General features: G+C 60.5%; 15 protein-coding genes and 3 tRNA genes. 4 read left to right on the forward strand and 14 right to left on the reverse strand.

Annotated elements, in window-relative coordinates:
- Positions 1-23 precede the first annotated feature (23 nt).
- From HYZ49_09555 to HYZ49_09595, 9 genes are all read right to left on the reverse strand, one after another.
- Positions 24-3500, reverse strand: coding sequence for a tetratricopeptide repeat protein (locus HYZ49_09555; protein ID MBI3242525.1), 3477 nt, complete (start codon positions 3498-3500; stop codon positions 24-26).
- Positions 3501-3569: 69 nt separating this feature from the next.
- The gene (locus HYZ49_09560; protein ID MBI3242526.1) at positions 3570-3983 is read right to left on the reverse strand and encodes a hypothetical protein; all 414 of its coding nucleotides are present in this window, start codon (positions 3981-3983) and stop codon (positions 3570-3572) included.
- A 67-nt stretch (positions 3984-4050) separates the two neighbouring features.
- A complete protein-coding gene (locus HYZ49_09565) occupies positions 4051-4734 on the reverse strand; it encodes a creatininase family protein (protein MBI3242527.1) in 684 nt (227 codons plus the stop codon).
- 56 nt (positions 4735-4790) lie between these two features.
- A complete protein-coding gene (locus tag HYZ49_09570) occupies positions 4791-5417 on the reverse strand; it encodes an SGNH/GDSL hydrolase family protein (GenBank protein MBI3242528.1) in 627 nt (208 codons plus the stop codon).
- A 101-nt stretch (positions 5418-5518) separates the two neighbouring features.
- Positions 5519-5755: a hypothetical protein gene (locus HYZ49_09575; protein MBI3242529.1), complete on the reverse strand. Its 237-nt coding sequence runs from the start codon at positions 5753-5755 to the stop codon at positions 5519-5521.
- Positions 5756-5779: 24 nt separating this feature from the next.
- Positions 5780-8710, reverse strand: a complete 2931-nt coding sequence (locus HYZ49_09580; protein MBI3242530.1) for a leucine--tRNA ligase — start codon at positions 8708-8710, stop codon at positions 5780-5782.
- A gap of 300 nt (positions 8711-9010) precedes the next feature.
- Entirely contained in the window at positions 9011-9679 is a 669-nt protein-coding gene (locus HYZ49_09585) for an alpha/beta hydrolase (protein MBI3242531.1), read from the reverse strand.
- A 297-nt stretch (positions 9680-9976) separates the two neighbouring features.
- A tRNA-Ala gene (locus tag HYZ49_09590) sits at positions 9977-10052 on the reverse strand.
- 13 nt (positions 10053-10065) lie between these two features.
- A tRNA-Ala gene (locus HYZ49_09595) sits at positions 10066-10138 on the reverse strand.
- Positions 10139-10284: 146 nt separating this feature from the next.
- Between HYZ49_09595 and HYZ49_09600 the strand changes: the two genes are divergently transcribed.
- On the forward strand, positions 10285-12201 hold the full coding sequence (locus HYZ49_09600; protein MBI3242532.1) for a FecR domain-containing protein: 1917 nt from the start codon (positions 10285-10287) through the stop codon (positions 12199-12201).
- Between the two features lie 17 nt (positions 12202-12218).
- On the forward strand, positions 12219-12887 hold the full coding sequence (locus HYZ49_09605) for a nitroreductase family protein (protein MBI3242533.1): 669 nt from the start codon (positions 12219-12221) through the stop codon (positions 12885-12887).
- On the opposite strand, the gene HYZ49_09610 is transcribed toward HYZ49_09605, so the two are convergent.
- Positions 12888-13727, reverse strand: coding sequence for a twin-arginine translocation signal domain-containing protein (locus HYZ49_09610; protein MBI3242534.1), 840 nt, complete (start codon positions 13725-13727; stop codon positions 12888-12890). It abuts the gene before it with no gap.
- Between the two features lie 108 nt (positions 13728-13835).
- On the opposite strand from HYZ49_09610, the gene HYZ49_09615 reads away from it, so the two are divergent.
- Positions 13836-13908 (forward strand) — tRNA-Pro (locus HYZ49_09615).
- A gap of 85 nt (positions 13909-13993) precedes the next feature.
- The gene (locus HYZ49_09620; protein MBI3242535.1) at positions 13994-15163 is read left to right on the forward strand and encodes a hypothetical protein; all 1170 of its coding nucleotides are present in this window, start codon (positions 13994-13996) and stop codon (positions 15161-15163) included.
- A 6-nt stretch (positions 15164-15169) separates the two neighbouring features.
- Here the strand turns inward: HYZ49_09620 and HYZ49_09625 are convergent, their stop codons facing one another.
- The 4 genes from HYZ49_09625 to HYZ49_09640 form a co-directional block, all read right to left on the reverse strand.
- Positions 15170-15664: an NUDIX domain-containing protein gene (locus HYZ49_09625; GenBank protein ID MBI3242536.1), complete on the reverse strand. Its 495-nt coding sequence runs from the start codon at positions 15662-15664 to the stop codon at positions 15170-15172.
- On the reverse strand, positions 15665-16522 hold the full coding sequence (locus tag HYZ49_09630) for a hypothetical protein (GenBank protein MBI3242537.1): 858 nt from the start codon (positions 16520-16522) through the stop codon (positions 15665-15667).
- Positions 16519-17130, reverse strand: coding sequence for a sigma-70 family RNA polymerase sigma factor (locus HYZ49_09635; protein MBI3242538.1), 612 nt, complete (start codon positions 17128-17130; stop codon positions 16519-16521). Before HYZ49_09635 ends, HYZ49_09630 begins: the two co-directional genes overlap by 4 nt.
- A gap of 131 nt (positions 17131-17261) precedes the next feature.
- Positions 17262-18904 (reverse strand): Ig-like domain repeat protein (locus HYZ49_09640; protein ID MBI3242539.1); only part of this gene is annotated, 1643 nt, incomplete at its 5' end.

Raw genomic sequence — 18904 nt, forward strand, 5'->3', positions numbered from 1 at the left:
GCGGCTCACCCTGCTCCCTGTTTTCACAACTCGCTCAACAACTTGTTGCACTTCTCCAACTCCAGCTTCGCGCCCAGTTTTTCGAAGACCTGCCGGGCTTCTTCTCCATGACATTTTGCTTGAACCGCATTCGCCATCTTACTTGCCAGCAAGCCAAACTGATAATTCGTCTTCGCATTCTCAAATTGAGCATCCAGCCGCTGGAAAATAGCGGCGCTTTCTCGTAGTGCGGCCTCAGCTCCGACAAAGTTGTTTTCCGTCAGAGCAATAATGCCCACTTGCCGGGCCAGCCAGCCCTGGTGGTCAGACTCGGCCTGATTGGCCTCTTTCAAAATCACTTGCACCTGAGAAATCAAACCGCGCGCTCGTTCCAGTTCGCCCCGGCCAACACACATCTCGCTCTCCAGCAGAAGCACATCGGCCAACGTATCGCGGGTCTCAATCTCGGCAAACAACACCTCACTCTCAGTCAGGTGAGCGGCGGCCTTGTCCCAGTCGCCCACCGCATTCCACAGACGGCCCAGATTCATGTGAGCGCGAGCCACGTAAAACATATTGCCAATTTGTTGCGCCACCTTCAGCCCAAGCTCCAACTCGGCCCGGGCCGCGGCCACATTGCCCTGGTCGGTGAACAGCAGGCCGCGATTGTTGTGAGCAATGGCAATGCCGTCGGCGTCGCCAATTTGCTCCAACAGTCTCAGGCAATGGCTGTAATTTTCCAATGCCTGCTTCCACTCGCCGAGCCGCCAACTCATCATGCCCAGGTTGTTATAGGCTCGCGCCACGCCGGCCACATCACCCATCGCCTCACTCAACGCCAGGCTTTGGCGCACGTAGTCGGCAGCCCGGGTCAGGTCGCCGCTTTCAAAGGCGACAGCGCCCAAGCGATTATTAATGGAGGCAACGATGTCATGAGCCGGCGTTTTGCCCACCAGGGCCAGAGCCTCTTGCAAGTGAAGCCGGGCCTCGTCGAACTTGCCTCGTTGAAAATGGATCCAACCGATCTCGTTGAGAGTCTGCGCCCGTTCCAGCGAGGCCGGTTCAGCCGACTCATTTAGAGTGGCCTTCGCCAGATCAAAACACATCAACGCTTCATCATAAGAGCCTTGCCGGGCAAACGTAGTGCCTACCTTGCGTTGTAGAACAACTCGCTTTTGCAAAGAGCGGGCCAGCGGCTCGGCGGAAATAATGGCGAGCGCATCTTCGTAATGAGAGCGCGCCGGAGGATACTCACCGGCAAACATCAGCACATCGCCCAGGCCGGCGTGAATCTCAAAAGCCTGCTCGGGCGTGTGGCGCACTTCGGCGAGCAACACCAGGGCCTGCTCAAGGTGTTGGCGAGCCTGCGAATTGGCGTGGCCGCGCAGTGCTTTGCGCCCGGCCAGAAGCAAATAATGAAGGGCGCGGTCGAGGCGCGGACTCCAGGAATAGTGCCGGGCCAGCAGTTCGATCTGACTATCGAGCCGGTTGGCATACAACTTCTCAATGGCCTCGCCCACCTGCCCGTGCAGGATACTGCGCTCGCGTTTGAGCAACGTCGAGTAAATCGTTTCCGAGGTGAGGATATGTTTGAATTCGTATTTCGAATCGGGCGCGTCGGCGTCGGGCAGGAGAAATTCGCGCTCGATCAGATGCGCCAGAGCAACTCGGGTTGCGCTCTCGTCCGGCGAGCCTAAAACGGCGTTCAAGAGAGGCAAGCTGAACTGCCGGCCAATCACCGAGGCCACTTGCAGAATCCGGCGCTGAACCGATTCGAGGCGGTCAAAGCGGGTGAGGATCAGGTCTTGCAACGTGCCGGGCACGCCGATGGCGGCCAGGTCCACGCCCGGCTTCAACTGCCAGTGGTCGTCGCCCCGTTGAATCAGGCCCGAGTCGATCAGCATCCGCAGAATTTCTTCAAGGTAAAACGGGATGCCGGAAGCGCGCTGGATGATCTGATCGCGCAGACTTCCCGGAATGTTCGGCATGTCCAGGAGTTGGGCAAGCAACTGCTCGCTCTGGCTGGGCGGCAGGCTTTGAAGCGCCAGCTCGACGAAACGATCGGGAAATTGTTTGCGGGCGCGTTCGGCGATCTCGGCCAGCGCCCCAATCTGAAGCGGGCGCGAGATGGCGTAAATGATGAGGGGCGTGTCGCGCAGTGAGTCGAGCAGGAAGGCAATGAGATCGAGCGAGGCTTCGTCGGCCCAGTGCAGGTCTTCGAGGATGAGAAGCAGAGGGCGGTTGTGGGCTTCGGCCACCAGCAGGTCGCGCGTGGCAGCAAAAATTTGCTGGCGCAGTTTCCCGGCGTCAAGGTAACGCAAGCGTTCGGCGGCGGCTTTGTCCGAAGGTTCGAGGGCGAGCAGATGCTCAAGGTAGGGCAGGAGGTTGCCAGACGTTTCCCAGAACGAGTCGGCTACCCGCCTGGCAAGTTGTTCGCGCACTTCGGCTTCGGGCGAGTCGGTTGTCAGGCCAAGATAATCTCGCAGGATGTCCTGAAAGATCCAATAGGAAACCGCGCGGCGATAGGTGAGGCTGTGGCCTTCAAGGATGAGGAGCGGAGTCTGGCGGACGAAATTTTTGAGTTCGGCGGTGAGGCGGCTCTTGCCCATGCCGGCGTCGCCGGTGATGAGAACGAACTGGCCCTTTTTATCGTTGATCAGGCGGTTGACGGCCTGATAAAGCTGGCCGAGTTCGGCGTCGCGGCCCACCAGCGGCGCGTGCAAGCCTTCGATGCCGCGCACCGAGCCGGGGTGAGTCTTGGAGCCGAGGACACGATAGGCCGTCACCGGTTGGGAGACGCCTTTGAGGGTGAGAGGCGGCAGAGGCGCATAACTGAACAGGGCTTTGGTGGCGTGATAAAGGCTTTCGCTGACGATGGTTGTGCCGGGGGCCGCCGCCTGCTCCAACCGGCTGGCCAGGTTCACGGTGTTGCCGATGGCGGTGTAGTTCATCATCAGGTTGGAGCCGACACTGCCGACGATGACGGCCCCGGAATGCAGGCCGACGCGGACTTTTAATTCCACGCCGAGTTGATCCTTGAGGTCCTGACTCAGGCGGGCCACGTCGGTTTGCATGTCAAGCGCGGCGCGGGCGGCGAGTTCGGCGTTGTTCTCGTGGGCAATCGGCGCGCCGAAGAGGGCGATGAGTCCGTCGCCGATGAACTTGTCCACCATGCCATCGTATTTATAAACGTTCGTCGCCAGCAGGTGGCTGTACTGTTGAATGATGTTGTAAGTTTCTTCGGCGTCGAGCTGGCTGGAGAGGGCGGTATAGCCTGAGATGTCGGCGAAGAGGACGGTGACGTTGCGGCGCTGGCCGGCGGCTTCCAGCCCGGCCTGTTGAAAACGCTCCATGAGGTCAGCGCCCATCATTGTGCCGAGATGTTCGGGAGAGAACGAGGCGGCGACGGGGGTGGCGACGGGCAACATGCCGGTCGCGCCCAGCCGCGCTCCGCAGTTACCGCAAAACCTCATGCCCGGCGGGCTGTTAAAGCCGCATCGGGCGCAAATGAATGCCGACATTTGGCAAAATTTTACTCTGGCGAAGCGGCGGGTGCGTTAGGGTTGGTGGGGTTTTGTTGGCGTGGCGCGCTAGAGTTTTCGCAGGAAATCGCCGAGTGGCTCGAAATCTTCTTCGGGGAAGATGGCGTCGTAGGCGTCTTTGGAAATGCGCCGCTGGAGGGCGCGGCGGGCGACGACGACGACGAAGTATTGGTGAGCGTGCTGACTGCGAAAGCCTTCAAGGCGGCGCACGCCGCCGCCAGGTTGAACCGAGTTGACCGGCTCAACCAGGATCGCCCGTCCGTCTTTTTTCAACGCTTCGTTGAGCACGATGCTGGGGATGTACAACAGCCATTGCTTGGGGGCAATGAGGACGTTGAAGTTGAGCGGCCAGTGGGCGTGCGGCGCGGCGGCTTCCACCAAAAAGTCGCACAGCGCGGCTTCCAGTTGACTGCGAACAATATGACCGTTGGGTAACGCCCAGCCGGGCCGGCGATGAGGCATAGTCGGCCATCCTTTTCAGACTCTTCGGGGCGCAAACTGCGCGAAAACCCGAAGGGTCTGGCCTGTTTCAATCAAACCGCAACTTCTCCACAATGTCGGCCACAGCGGCGTCGAAGATTCTTTGCATCAGGGCATCGTCGGCAGAGTAAGGGCCGCCGAACACGCCGTCGCCGTAAAGGGCGCGAGTCTCGGCGGCGTTGAGGATGCGCGAGGCTTCAGCCGGTTGCTTCATACCTTCAGGCAGATCGGCCACCCGGCAAAAGCGGAAGGCTTCGATCCAGGCGGCATGGTTGCTTACCAGCCCGGCGCTCTCGGCCACCGCCGTCATCGACGGGGCAACCCACCACGAATACCACCCCACTTTGAGGCCGGGCAGGTCGTTGACAAGTTCGGCCAGCAGGGCCGTGGCCGGGTTGTTGCCGCCGTGTCCGTTGACGAACAACAATTTCTTGAAGCCCTGGGCATGCACCCAGCGCGCGATGTCTTCGACGACAGCCAGGAACGTTTGAGTGCGCAGGCTGATCGTGCCCGGATATTTGGCGAAGTAGGGCGAGATGCCAAAGTTAAGCGGCGGGGCGACCGGCACTTTCGTTTGCTCGCTGGCCGCCGTCGCCAGCGCCAGCGGAATTTTGATGTCGGTGAGCAAGCTAAGGTAGCCGTGCTCCTCGCACGCGCCGAGGATCAGCATCAGCCGGTCGTCGGTCTTGAGATAATTCTCAACGTCCATCCAATTCAGGTCTTCGAAGCGCATGGCAATTTATTGACGGATGACGGATGACGAAAGAAAATTTCGTCTTTCGTCCGTCGTCATTCGTCGTTCGCAAGAGCTTTGCGCGCCGCCGGAAGCGCCAGCCGCGCCCACTCAGCGTACATTTTGCCGGAGGGGTGCAGGCCGTCGGCGGCGATCAAGGTTGGGTCGGCGGCGGCGGTGCGCGAAAAAGGTGTCACGTCAACGTAGTGGGCGCCGAGCCGCTCTGCTTCTTCGCGGTTGACGGCGTTGAAGGAGTTGATGGCGGCGGCAATGGCAACCGGGTCGCGGCCAGAGGCAAACGGGGTCACGCCCCAATCGGGAATCGAAAGGACGAGGACATGACCCGGTTGCCCACCGGCAAAGGCGATGGCCCGTTGAAGCAAGGCCACGAATTGCTCGCGGTATTCATCCAGTCCCCGGCCACGATATTGATTGTTGACGCCGATCAGCAGTGACACCAGTTCATAAGTCCCTTGCAGGTTGGCTTTGTCAATGCCGGATGAGAGTTCGTCGGTCGTCCAGCCGGTGGTGGCAATAATAGTTGGCTCGCCGACATTGAAGCCCTGAGTTTGCAACAAGGCCGCGAGTTGAACCGGCCAACGCTCGCCGGGCGCAGCACTTTCGCCAATGGTGTAGGAATCGCCCAACGCCAGAAAACGCACTCTCTTCTCACTTTCGTTCATGCCGGCCTGCTCAAGTGGCGCACCGCAAGCGGCCAACACCCACACGACACAGCAAATCGCCCGCAACGCTTTTAGCAGTTTATGCCTCACAGGCCGCCATGTCAACGCCCATGTTGCCAACCGGTGCTTGCCAACAGCCAGCGCCCCGCCACGGCGCTGTTGACGACGATATCTACTTCGTTGGCTTGCCCAGGCCGTGCCCGGCTTTGGTTTGAATGCGAATCAGAGTCGGCGCATCTCCGGCTTGCGCCGCTTGCAGGGCGGCGGCAAACTTGAAGGAATGGCCGGGCGTCGGCTTGGTTGGTGGTGGAGGTGGGAGGGCAAGTGAGGGCAGGCATGGGCGATTCTTTTACGTCCGCGCCTCACACTACAACATTCACCAACTTCCCCGCCACATAAATCACCTTGCGCGGCGTCTTGCCGTCCAGATACTTCTTCACCTGCTCGCTGGCCAGGGCGGCCTGTTGCGCTTCGGCTTCGCTCAGGCCAACGGGCATCGTCAGCCGGTCGCGCACTTTGCCGTTCACTTGCAGAACCAGGGTGATCATCTCGTCGGCGGTCAACCCTTCATCGTAAACAGGCCACTTCTGTTGATGGATCGAGTAGGCCCGGCCCTTGCGCGCCCAAATTTCTTCGGCCATGAACGGCGCAATCGGGGCCAGCAGTAACAGCAGTGTGTCGCTAGCTTCGTCAAAGGCGGCGTCGCTCACCGACTGGCTTTGCGCGTCGTGCAGGGCGTTGGTGAACTCCATCAGCGCCGAGATGACGGTGTTGAAGCGGAAGCCTTCGATGTCGCTCGACACCTTCTTGATCGTCTTGTGTAATTTCCGGCGCAGTTCGCGATCCACCTGCTCGGTCTGCTCATTCGCCGCCGGGCGCGCGGCGGGCATCAACAGCAAATCCCAGGCGCGCCTCAGCCAGCGGTGTGTGCCGGCCAGGCCGTTGGTGTTCCAGGGCGTGGCCTGCTCGAAGTCGCTGATGAACATTTCGTAAGCACGCAGAGCGTCGGCGCCCCACTCGACCACCACTTCGTCGGGCGTGATCACGTTGCCCTTGCTCTTCGACATCTTCTCTTTGCCGTCGGGCGCTAAAATCATGCCCTGGTTACGCAGTCGTTTGAACGGCTCGGCGAACGGCACGTAACTCAAGTCGTGCAGGGCCTTCGTCCAGAAACGCGCGTACAGCAAATGCATCACCGCGTGCTCCGCGCCGCCCACGTACATATCCACCGGCAACCAGTAAGCGGCTTCCTTCTTGTCGAAGGCGGCCTCCTCATTCTTCGAGTCGGCGAAGCGCAGGAAGTACCACGACGAGCAGGCGAAGGTGCCCATGGTGTCCGTCTCGCGGCGGCCCTTGCGGCCACCGGGCAGAGTCACGTCGGTGAATTCGGGGATGGTGGCGAGAGGCGATTCCCCTGTGGCCGTCGGCTCGTAGCTTTCGACGTTGGGCAGGCGCACCGGCAGTTCATTCGGGGCCACCGCCACTTCACCGTCGTCGGTGTGGATGATCGGGATCGGCGTTCCCCAGTAACGTTGACGGCTGATTCCCCAGTCGCGCAACTTGTAGTTGACCCGGCGCACGCCCTTGCCCGTCTTCTCCAACCATTCGATCACACTCGGTTTGGCCGTCTCGCCGGGGGCGCCGGAGAACTCGCCGGAGTTGATCATCGTCCCGTACTCGTCGTGGAACAGGGCGTCGCGATAGAATTCGACGGCGTGCAACATCTCCATCACCGTTCGCTTGCCGCGCACGTTCGGCTCCAGCTCGTGGCAACGCGCCAGAATTTGCCGCTCGCTCTCCACGCCGCCGAACGTCCAAACATCGCCCGGCCCGAAGATGAACAGCCAGCGCGCGCCGACAACTTCGTTCCACTTGCCGGGCGCGACAAACTGTTGGGCGATCTCGACGTAGCGATCCAGCCTGGCCAGTGGGATGGTGATGTACAGCGACCCTTGCCTTTCCTCAAAGGGGATGCCGTCGGCGCGCAGGGCGGCGGCGAACCCGTCCTTCATCGTCCCGCCGAGCGCGAACGATTTCGCCAATCCATCAGTGCGCTCGATGACGGGCAGGATCGGCAGGCCGAACTTCATGGCGAATTCAAAGTCGCGCGCGTCGTGGGCCGGCACGGCCATGATCGCGCCCGTGCCGTAGCCCATCAGCACGTAGTCGGCCACCCAAATCGGGATGCGCTCGCCGTTGACCGGGTTGACGGCATACGCGCCGATGAAGACGCCGGTTTTTTCTTTCGTCTCGTCAGTGCGCTGCGCTTCGCTCTCGGCTTTCGCCATCGCCACGTAAGCGCCCACGTCGGCCTTGCGGTCGGACGTGGTCAGCTTCTCGACAAACGGATGCTCGGGCGAGAGCACCATGAACGTCGCGCCCCACAGCGTGTCGGGCCGGGTGGTGAAGACAGTGATAGAGTGATCAGTGATCAGTGGGTCAGTGTTCACCGATGACTGTTCACTGATCATTGGGAACCGCACTTCTGCGCCCTCGCTCCGTCCGATCCAGTTGCGTTGCATGAGCTTGATATGCTCCGGCCAGTCAATCGTGCCCAGGTCAGCGATCAGGCGGTCGGCGTAAGCGGTGATGCGGAAGAACCACTGCATCAGCGTTTTCTTTTCCACCAGCGCCCCACTGCGCCAGCCGCGCCCGTCAATCACCTCTTCATTCGCCAGCACCGTCTTGTCCACCGGGTCCCAGTTGACGATGGCTGGCGCGCGATACGCCAGGCGAAACTTGCTCAAGAAGTCCTTGCGTTCTTTGGCGCGCATCAGCTGCCACTGTTCAGCCGTCATCTCTGGCGCGTTTGGAATCTTGCTTGTGCCGCTCTCGCTCAACTCTGTTTCCAGTTCCGCAATCGGCCGCGCCGAGTTCGCGCGCGGGTCGTACCACGAGTGATACAACTGCAAGAAGATCCACTGCGTCCAGCGATAGTATTCGGGCGTAGACGAGTTGATCTCGCGGCTCCAGTCGAACGAGATGCCGATCAGCCGGAACTGCCGTTTGTAGTTCGCTGAGTATTGAGCAATCAGCTTGGCCGGGTTGGTCTTCGATTTGATGGCCGCATTCTCAGCCGGCAGGCCGAACGCATCCCAGCCCATCGGGTGCAAAACGTTGTAGCCGCGCATCCGGTAGAAGCGGCTCAAGACGTCGGTCGGCACGTAGTTGCGGCAGTGGCCCACGCTCAAGCCGTCGCCCGAGGGATACGGGAAGAAGTCGAGAATGTAGGCTTTAGGGCGCTCGTCGGCGGGCGTGGTCGCGTACAGCGTGTCGGCTTCCCACTTCGCCATCCATTGCGATTCAAACTCTTGCGGCGTGTACTTTTCGTTGGCGGAGAATCCGACGAACTTCTTCGCCGGTTTGGCCGCCGACTTCTTGGCAACTGCCTTCTTCGTCGCCTTCGCTTTCGGCGCAGTCTTCCTGACCGTCGTTTTCTTTTTAGCGGCTACTTTCGTCGCCGTCTTCTTTTTGGTCGCTGTTTTCTTCTTTGTCGTAACCATCGTCGTTGTTCCTCTTCTCTTCCTCATTTTCATAGCACGGATATACAGAATGTACGGATGAGATCCGTACATTCTGATAATCCGTGCTCTTCATTCCTTTAGAAACTGAATCAACCTCTCGTTGAAAACTTTCCCAAGTTTCTGCGGCGCGCGGGCCGCAAGCTCTGGCTGGCCCTCGCCAAACTCAAAGACGTGAAGTTGCGAATTGGGAATCGCCTTCGCAAACATCTCGGCCTGCGAGACGGGCAGGAAAAAGTCGGCGTCCACCCACAAGATCAACGTTGGCACCTTCATCTCGCCGGGCAAACTCTCGCTCAACTGCTCCGCGCCCTCAGCGGCCACCAGCGCCAGCTTGGTGATCCGGCCCGGTTCGATCATGGCCGCCCGCCAGGCGACGAGGCCGCCCCAGTTGTAGCCCACCAGCGTCACCCGCGAGATCGCCAGCCGGTCGAAAACATCCAGCACGCAATCTACCGCGCTCTCGGTCGAGATCGGTCCATCGGGCCGCGCCGCGTCGCCGAAGCCCGGCAGTTCAACGGCAACAGCCCGGAAGCCCGCCGCCGCCACTTCTTCGAGAGTCGTGTTCCACGCCTGCCAATTGTTCAGGGGCGGAATCCGGCCATGCAAAAACACGACGGCTGGCCCTGAGCCGGCAAGTCTGGCGTGAGCGCGCCCGAAGGCTGTGTCAACGAATCGCGAATCCATCAAAGTGACGAAGGACGGATGACGAAGGACGAAAGTTGCGCCTTCGCCCTTCATCTTTCGTCGTAAAAACAAAATCCCCCCGTCCGCTAGGGACGAAGGGATTCTCCGTGGTACCACCCTAATTCCTGTGCTAGGATCAGCGCAGGCTCTCGACGCTATAACGGGCCAGCCCGCTCAGTTTGTCTGAGTGCTCAGGAGCGAGTTCAGCCATATGGTGTTCCCGCAAACACCGCCGGATTTTCACCAATTCGTCCGACTCTCTGGCGGGATGGCTTACTACTCCCCTTCATTGCATTTTATGCGGTAGGGGCGATTCATGAATCGCCCCTACGATAATTGCCCCTACAATTTTGGTGGACCCAGAGGGATTCGAACCCTCGACCTTCTCAATGCCATTGAGACGCGCTCCCAACTGCGCTATGGGCCCGCAAACTTCAAGGTGGACCTGGAGGGAGTTGAACCCTCGACCTCCTCAGTGCGATTGAGGCGCGCTCCCAACTGCGCTACAGGCCCACAACTTTGGGCATTGTACCCGACGGATTCTGGCCTGTCAAGCAAACACGCTCAAAAAAATTTATGTATCGTTTCCATCCATCCTACCCAAAGCCTATCTTCGGCCCAAACCATTATGCTCCATAATTTGCAAAAGGACTCAACCCATGCGCAAGCTCTTCACCTTCACCTTCATTCTGACACTGTTGATCGCCGCCTGCCGGCCTGCCGCCACCGCCGGCCCGGCCCCGACCTCGGTGGTGGCCGCCACTGCCGGGGCGACGATCTCCCCTTCAACTCCACTTGCCACAACCGGCGGCCAGACAGCCACTGCCACCATCAGCGAAATCAAAGGAACTGCTGAAGAACGACTTGCCGTCAATGTAGACTGGGCAACTGCCATCATTGGGCAGGCGCTGGCCACCGGCAACCAGGTGCGCACCGGTTCAGAGTCGCTGGCAACCATTCAGTTCGCTCAAGGCACACTCGCCCGCCTCGGCCCGGAGGCAGTCTTCACTGTTTCTGAACTTGGCGGCGACTCGCAGAACCCGCTCATCAAACTGCAACTGGCCGCCGGGCAACTCTTCATCCTCATCACCGGCTCGCTGGGCAAGGGCGGCGTTGAGGTAGAAACACCCATCGGTGTGGCCGCCGTGCGTGGCTCATTGATGAGCGTTGAAGTCACCGACGATGGTCGCATCATCGTCACCTGCCTTGAGACGACGGGCAACTGCCAACTGGAAAACGAAAGCGGCTCAGTCGAGATTCAATCCGGCCAGCAGGCCGAGATCGTCAGCGCCGACGAACCACCTACGCCCGCCGAGCAGATTGACGATTCGCAACTCAACGAGTGGTTTCAGAACAACCCCGAAGCTCAGGCCATCGTGCTGGAAGACGCCGATGCCGACGGCTACACCATTCTTCAAGGCGACTGCGACGACAACGACGCCGACATCCACCCCGACCTGGACGACACGCCCAACGACGGCCTGGATCAAAATTGCGATGGCGATGATGGAGTCCAGCCCGACGAAGACGGCGACGGCTACACCGTGTTCGACGGCGACTGCGACGACGACAATCCCAAAGTCAACCCCGGGGCCGCCGACTCGGTTCAAGATGGCCTCGACGTAAATTGCGACGGCTTCGACGGCATTGATGAGGAACTCTACGACGGCGATTACGACGACGACGGTCTGGCCGACGCCGGCGACAATTGCCCGGACGTTTACAATCCCGATCAGTCCGACTCAGACGGCAACAAAGTGGGCGACGTTTGCGACGCGGGTGAGGCCGCCGACATCATCGGCGATACGGACGGCGACGGCCTCCCCGACACCTTCGACCTGTGCCCCGATCAATTTGGGGCAGCCGATCTCGCCGGTTGCCCGGATGAGGTTGAAGTCAAGGACAGTGATGGAGACGGGCTGGGCGACGATGTGGACTTGTGCCCGTTCGATGCCGGCCCGGCAGAAAATAGCGGTTGCCCGGCTACTGGCAACACGACCAACGATCAAGACGGTGACGGCGTGACTGACGACGTTGACCAGTGCCCCGATAAGTTTGGCGACGCGGCCCACGACGGTTGCCCACCGCCCGACTCGGATGGCGACGGCCTGGCCGATGATGTTGACCAATGTCCGTTCGATTTTGGCTCAACTGAGAACGGCGGTTGCCCCGGCAGTGGCGGCAATACCGACAGCGATGGCGACGGCATCCCCGACGATTCCGATCAGTGTCCGACTCAGTTTGGCGATTCGGCGCACAGGGGTTGCCCCGACAACAGCGGCGGCGACCAAGACGGTGACGGCATTTCGGATGATAAGGATCAGTGTCCGGATAAATTCGGAGACGCGGCGCATGACGGTTGCCCCCCGCCCGACTCGGACGGCGACGGTGTGACTGACGACGCGGACTGCGCGCCGTTCGACGCCAGCATTTACCCCGGCGCAAACGATCCGTTCGGCGACGACGTTGACCAAAACTGCGACGGCTTCGACGGCGGCGTGAGGAACCCGCGCATTATTCTGGCGCATAGCAACCTTTTCAAACATCAAGTGTCTCCAAAGGCGCTTGGTGTTTGACGGGCAAGGAGTCTTCAATGCCTCAAGCCCGCTTTATCCCACTTTTGCACTATCAGGAATACCCCGTCGAAGAAATGGAACGCCGCGCCGCCGAGTTCTATGCCGAGGTCAAGTGGCGGCGCACGGTGCGCCATTTTTCGGATCGGCCCGTGCCACGCGACGTTATCGAAAATTGCTTGCGAGCGGCGGGCACTGCGCCCAATGGCGCCAACATGCAGCCCTGGCACTTTGTGGTAGTGAGCAACCCGGAGATCAAAAAGAGGATTCGAGAGGGCGCAGAAGAAGAGGAGCGCGATTTTTATGGTGGACGCGCGCCGGCCGAGTGGCTGGAGGCGCTGGCCCCGCTGGGCACCGACGCGCACAAGCCGTTTCTCGAAATCGCGCCTTATCTCATCGTCATCTTCGCCCAAAGCTTCGGCTTTCTTCCTGATGGCCGCAAAGTAAAACACTATTACGCGCAAGAGTCGGCAGGCATTGCCACCGGCATGTTGATCACCGCCATTCATCACGCCGGCCTAGCCTCGCTTACGCACACGCCAAGCCCGATGGGGTTTCTGAACGAAATATTAGGCCGCCCGTCTCACGAGCGCCCGTTTTTGATTTTGGTCGTGGGCTACCCGGCAGAGGACGCAACCGTGCCGGACATCAGCAAGAAGCCGCTGGAGGAGATTGCGACGTTTGTGTAATTAGGCCGGCGCAAACGGACTGAGCGGCTCAAGCGGCGACTCGGATGCAGGCAGAGGAGGAAGGGATTCGGCGGCAACGGCGGCTTCAATGAAAGCCTGGGCGAGATCAGGACGTGGTGAAGTGGTTGGGATGCAGAAGCAGTCTTCCCACAACTCTGCGCCTTCGGCGGGGAGGGTGAACGTCCAACCGGCAGTATTGAGAGAGTGGCCGACGGCAAGAGCGGCCTGCTCAAGTGACGTTGATTGGACGCGAAGCGTGGAGATTAGAGATTTGGCTTGAGCGCGGGCGAGGGCGTCTCGGGTGTTGATCGAGTGGCCGAGCGATTTGAGGGCGGCGCGAAATGAGTCGGCGGGCGGAAGATGGACAGGCTCGGTGCGGGCCAGGGCGAAGAACTCGGTCCAGGAGGCGGGCGGCGTTATCCCACGCGAGAGGATGCCGATGACGCCCCGGTTCGCCGGCAGGCTGAAGGCGTTGAGCGGATCGTAAGCGCGCTGAGGCAAGGCGGGCGCAGGCACCGGTTCAAGTTCGCGCACCAGGCCGCGCTGGATAAGGCCGGTGAGGATATGAGCAGGGACGACGGCTAAATCGTAACCATCTATTGCTTCGGCCACAGTTTTGCCAGCATAGGGGCCGAGTCTAAGCGCCAAACCTGTTGCCTCGGCGGCTTGTGCGAGCGCCTGGAATGGAATCGTATGAGCCAACCCGACAGACAAGCGAAGGGCGCGAGCAGGCGTTTGAATTTGAGTTGGGGCGGCAGCGGGCGGAGGCTTCAGGCCCAGCAATGCGCCGGCGCCGGCGGCTCCGGCAAGTTTGAGGAAGTTTCGGCGTGAGAGTTTCACAGGGCGGAAGTTTGGCTCAAAAAGAGATTTGCGTCAAGCGAGACACCGGGTGTCTCGTCCTGCGTCATCTTGACGCTCTAAGTAGGGGCAGTTATACTGCGGGCACTTCGGGGTGTGGCTCAGTTGGTAGAGCACCGCGTTTGGGACGCGGGGGTCCGCGGTTCAAGTCCGCGCACCCCGACAAGGCAAGCAAGTCGGTCTAAGATTGGGCCGATTTTGCTTTAAGGCCGATGAGGCTGAATCGGACTTTTGTCGTTCGACTTGATATGAAAAGCTTTCTCGCTTTGTTGTTAATGATGGTGTCAATCGGGGCCTGCGCCCCGCCGCGTCAAACGCCAGTCGTCGTCGCGCCCACCCAGGCCCCTGCCCCCGTCTTCACTTTGGCGCCGGCGTTGCCCACCTCGTTACCAACCTCAACCCCGGTTGCCGCCATTGAGCCTTCGCCACTCCCCACCCTTGCCCCCGAAAAACTCGTCCAGTTTGCCTGGTTCTACAAAGCGCCCACCAACGTTGATCTGGAGACGCTGGTCGCCAATTACGATACATTCATCCTCACTCACAAGGATGAAGAGATCCGCGACACCTTGCGAGCCTATGGTGTGGACGCCCCGATTTTACAGTACATGCGCTTCGACGCCATCAATGACCCCGACTCGTGCAAGGCCACGCCGCGAGGCAATCAGGCCGCTTACCTTGAGGGCGACTTCTGCTTTATCAGCCACAACCATGCCGACTGGTTCCTGCTCAACAATGATAATCAACGCATCCTGACCGGCCTCGAGGATAACTACTATCGCATGAACATCGCTTCCGAAGGCTGGCGCGAGTTTTACGTAGCCCGGGCCAACGAAATGAAAGAGGGGTTTGGCTGGGATGGGCTGTTCATGGACAGCACGATTTCCAAAACTTCAACGTCTCAAAACGAGATCGAAGATTTTTTTGCTTACGTCCGAGGCCGCTACGACGGCTGGCTGTTCGCCAACTTAGGCGGTATGCCTAACGAATATTCCGACGATTACAATGATTACCTGGATGGCATGATGCACGAGGCCTGGAGCCTGGACTGGAAAGGCAATTATATTTCCGCTGCGGAGTGGAACGCGCACCTGAAACATGCCGAGGCCGCTCAGGCCGCCGGCAAGATGTTGATTTTGGTGGCTCAGGGCGACGCCGCCGACACGCAAAAACTGGCGTTCGCTTTTGCCTCCTACTTGCTCGTCGCCAATGGCAGAGCCTCATTCAGGTACGGCGGCATCTATCGTAAGGCTATTCTCATTCCGCACGTAGACCTGGGCCAGCCGCTTGGGCCGCGCTATCGGACCGGCGAAGGGTGGCACCGCGATTTTGCCAACGGGCGCGTGGTCGTCAACCCCAACACCCATCTTGCGGCCATCGAACTAACGACGGGTTCTGACATCACCATGACTGTGCCCTAAGGCTTTTCACTGCCCGAGCCTCTTCCACCTCTCCAGCATCAGCCGGGTGGATTCAAATGCAATCTCCGGCAATTCGTCCAGGCTAAAAAAGGCGGCCTCACTGGCGTCATCTCCTGCAATAAGTGTGCCGCCCACAACTTGGGCGCGGTAGAAAATCACAAAGCTCGCCCCGCTTGTCCACTCGCGGCCAGCAATCACATCCAGCAATTCCACAATTTCAACCGTCAAGCCGGTTTCTTCCTGACACTCGCGCGCGGCGGCCAGAGCCGGGTCTTCGTCGGCGTCCACAAAACCGCCGGGTGTCACCCACAGGCCCTTGCGGGGCGTGTTGGCCCGCCGGGTGAGCAGAATTTTTCTGTCCTGCTCCACCAGCACCGCCGCCGCCACTTTGGGATCCTCGAAGTGAACGTGACTGCACGACGGGCAAACGGGCCGCACCTTGCCATAGGCCTCGCGCTGTTCCATGGCCTGGCCGCACCGGGCGCAGAAATTAATTTCCATTTACCGGCGACGAAGGAGGAGCGAAACGGTGATGAGCGCGATGAGGGCCACCCCAAGCCCAAGCTCGACGGCGCGCGCAGGAAACGACGGTTGAACCGTCTCTTCTACAATGGCCGGAGATTCAGTCCCGGGCATTTCCGCTTCGACGGCTTCCGTAGAACTCGTCCTCAGTAAATCTGGTGTTGGACTCTCGGTTAGAGCTAAGGCGGACACAGCTTCGGGCGGAGTGACTGTCTCCCCGGCAGTGGCGGCGACATCGTTGGAAGCCGTCTCCGGCTGGCCGTCGCTCGTGTTCCCTGTGTCAAGGCCGCCACCCTGTGGCACGCCAGTTAACGGCTCCGCTTCAACGGGCGGGGCTAAAGCAACGCTCACCTCTGCCGTCTCGGTCGTCAACTTGGGCGCCACTTCGGCGGGCAGGGACTCAACGGTCTGAGATTCAGCGGCAGGCGCTTCGGCAACCTGAAAGTTTTCAACTTGAGCGGCTGACGGCTGGGCTGGAGCGGCCACGTTGAAGCCGCCGCCTAGATCAGCCGTGACGAGGACGGCAAAGAGGACGGCGGCCAAAGCAGTGGCTATGTTCACCACCGGGAGCAGGCGGGTGAGCGGACGAGCAGGTGTTGCCAGTCCACGCGCTTCGAGCATTTTCGGTGTCAGGGTGAAGTTGCGAGGCGGCTTGACCTTAGGCAGGGCGGCCAGTGTAGTCTTCACCCCTTGCAAGTCGTCGAGCGCCGCCCTGAGTTTGGAGTCAGTCGCCAGTCGGCGTTCCAGTTTGGCGCGTTCTGTTGGGGCCAGTTGATTGTCGAGGTAGGCCGAGAGCAGTTCAAGCTCACGGTCGCGAGAGGAAGAAAAGAGGTTCATGTCTGCTCCCTCTCCAGACGGAAGGCCGAGGGCAAAAGTTCCCGCTGACTCTGAACACAGTCGCGCAGTTTGGCCCGGGCGCGGGCGATGCGACTCTTCACCGTGCCTAAGGCGATGCTCATGGCGCTGGCGATCTCGGCGTAGTCCATCTCCTGCACGTCGCACATGACGATGACCAGGCGCTGGTCATCGGGCAACGCATCGAGACAGCCCTGAAGAGCGCTTGCCAGTTCGGCGCGCTCGGCGTGAGCCTCAGGCGACTCGGTTTCGCTCACCAGCTGGGCCTCGCCGTCGGCGTCGGGGCCGGTTTCGACGACGGTCAGGGCTTCGAGCGAGGCGGCGGGGCGGCGCTTGCGGCGGCGCAATTCGTCGTAGCAGGCGTTGGTGACGATGCGCATCAGCCAGCCTTTGAACGAGCCGCCGCGATAAGCGCGAATGTTTTTGTAGGCCGAGATGAAGGCGTCCTGAGTCGCGTCCGAGGCCGAGTCGCCGTCGCCCATGATGCGGTAGGCCAGGTTGTAGACGACAGACTGGTATTCCAACACGAGGCGGTTGAACGAATCGAGGTCGCCGCGCTGGGCGTGTTGGATGAGGGCGGGTTCGTCCATTGGACGAATGATACCGCAAAACAAGAGACCTGCGCCATTGGATGACGCAGGTCTCTGCTCTTGCTACTGCCAGTCAGGGAAGCGATGCTGGCGAGCCGGTGCTCCCCTCAGTCCTAGTGGACGACTCGGAGCTACTGCGTGATCCTGATGGCGCCGTTGTTCAAAATCGCTTTTTCGACAGTCTTGGTTCCATCCCATTTACTTGAGAACCACAGACCGCCCTTGCTCTTGTTCACTGTGACGCCCACCATATCTGTCGTGGCGTCAGTCAGCGCCAACTGGATGATGGCACCGCTGTCCAAGCTGACCGCTGTGACGCTGCCGTCCGGGTTCGTGACCAACTCGATGACATTGGCCTTGGCTGCAAAGTTCGCGTTCGGCGCCTTCACGGACAGGCTCGAGATGGCATTGCTGGTGATGACGTAGGTGTGGGTCTTGCCGTCCGGCAGGCCTGTGAGCGCGTTCAGGTTCGACGTGACGGTGACCTTGACCTTGCCTTGCGGGTTCGTGCCACTCTTGTTGTACTTGACGTCGAACTGGACAGTGCTGCCGCCAGCAATGAAACCCGCCGATCCGATCTCATTCACCTGCGCCGGCGGGTTCGACACGATCGATCCCGGCGTGGCCCGGCAGATGGACAGCTGCATATCCTGCCAGGTCGGCGTCGGCATGTTGTAGTTGCCGCTCACCATCACGACCACTGTGTAGTTCCCGCAGATCTCGCTGCTGTTCAGCGAGAACTGCACCGTCGCCGCGGCCGTGCCGATCCCCTTCACTGCCGCGTTCACCAAGCCGACCGGGAGATTCGTGGCCCCGGTAATCGGCGTCAAGCCCCCGATCAAATTTCTGAGGGCAAACGTGACCTTGGCCTTTGTGATGTCTCCAGGCCACGGATCGCCGTCGCCGTCCACCGAGATGTCCTTAATCGTCGCCGCCAGCGTCAGCGTCGCGGTATTGCTCGTCGCCGTTGGCGTCCACGCGGACACCTGACCAGTGTAGGCGCCCCCGTCACTGATAGGCGTCGCGTTCTCCGGCTGGACTTTGAGCGAGTTGTATACGCCGTTGCTGCCGGTGTAGTTGCCGTTCGACGGCGTGAAGAAGGCCGTCACCGCGTAGAGCCCCGGCGCTTCAGTCACGGCGACGGTGATGGACACCGTCTGACTGGCGGAGCCGCCGCCGGGCAGTGCGGGGGTTCCATAGGTTACGCCGCCGATCTCGAATTCCACGGTGCCCCCGAGCGTGGTTCCGACGGAAGCGGAGACCGTGGCTGAGAGCGTGACCATGTCGCTGTACTGCACGACTGACGGCACCGGGGTGTTGACCGTCGTGGTCGTCGGTGCTGGTGTCACGGTCAGCGTGCCATCGGTCTTGGTCACACTGTAGTTCGGGTTCAAGCCGAGCGTCACCGTGATTGGATAACCACCTACATCGGAGTACTTCACTGCCGTCGTTGCCAGACTGTAATTGATGGCATCGCCACCAACCACCTGGCCCACGACTGTAGCTGTCAGTGGCGGGTTGTCATCGCCGTAGGTCTTGCTCTTGTTGTTGGCCGTCACCGTCGCGACTGCCGCGTTGATGGTCAGCGTGCCGTCCGTCTTGGTCACGCTGTAGTTCGGGTTCGAGCCCAGCATCACCGTGATCGGGTAACCGCCCAGAACCACGTTCGAGAATTGCGTCGCCGTTGTCGCCAAAGTGTAATTGATGGCGTCACCACCAACCACTTGGCCTACCACCGTTGCGGTCAGCGTCGGGTTCAGGTCGCCGTAGGTCT

It is taken from the genome of Chloroflexota bacterium (assembly GCA_016197225.1).
Lineage (GTDB): Bacteria > Chloroflexota > Anaerolineae > Anaerolineales > VGOW01 > VGOW01.

Bases quoted from the DNA above. Each gene is read 5' to 3' on its own strand.
- HYZ49_09555 (MBI3242525.1), bottom strand. From the start codon at position 3,500: ATGTCGGCATTCATTTGCGCCCGATGCGGCTTTAACAGCCCGCCGGGC.
- HYZ49_09560 (MBI3242526.1), bottom strand. From the start codon at position 3,983: ATGCCTCATCGCCGGCCCGGCTGGGCGTTACCCAACGGTCATATTGTT.
- HYZ49_09565 (MBI3242527.1), bottom strand. From the start codon at position 4,734: ATGCGCTTCGAAGACCTGAATTGGATGGACGTTGAGAATTATCTCAAG.
- HYZ49_09570 (MBI3242528.1), bottom strand. From the start codon at position 5,417: ATGAACGAAAGTGAGAAGAGAGTGCGTTTTCTGGCGTTGGGCGATTCC.
- HYZ49_09575 (MBI3242529.1), bottom strand. From the start codon at position 5,755: ATGCCTGCCCTCACTTGCCCTCCCACCTCCACCACCAACCAAGCCGAC.
- HYZ49_09580 (MBI3242530.1), bottom strand. From the start codon at position 8,710: ATGGCGAAGTGGGAAGCCGACACGCTGTACGCGACCACGCCCGCCGAC.
- HYZ49_09585 (MBI3242531.1), bottom strand. From the start codon at position 9,679: ATGAAGGGCGAAGGCGCAACTTTCGTCCTTCGTCATCCGTCCTTCGTC.
- HYZ49_09600 (MBI3242532.1), top strand. From the start codon at position 10,285: ATGCGCAAGCTCTTCACCTTCACCTTCATTCTGACACTGTTGATCGCC.
- HYZ49_09605 (MBI3242533.1), top strand. From the start codon at position 12,219: ATGCCTCAAGCCCGCTTTATCCCACTTTTGCACTATCAGGAATACCCC.
- HYZ49_09620 (MBI3242535.1), top strand. From the start codon at position 13,994: ATGAAAAGCTTTCTCGCTTTGTTGTTAATGATGGTGTCAATCGGGGCC.
- HYZ49_09625 (MBI3242536.1), bottom strand. From the start codon at position 15,664: ATGGAAATTAATTTCTGCGCCCGGTGCGGCCAGGCCATGGAACAGCGC.
- HYZ49_09630 (MBI3242537.1), bottom strand. From the start codon at position 16,522: ATGAACCTCTTTTCTTCCTCTCGCGACCGTGAGCTTGAACTGCTCTCG.
- HYZ49_09635 (MBI3242538.1), bottom strand. From the start codon at position 17,130: ATGGACGAACCCGCCCTCATCCAACACGCCCAGCGCGGCGACCTCGAT.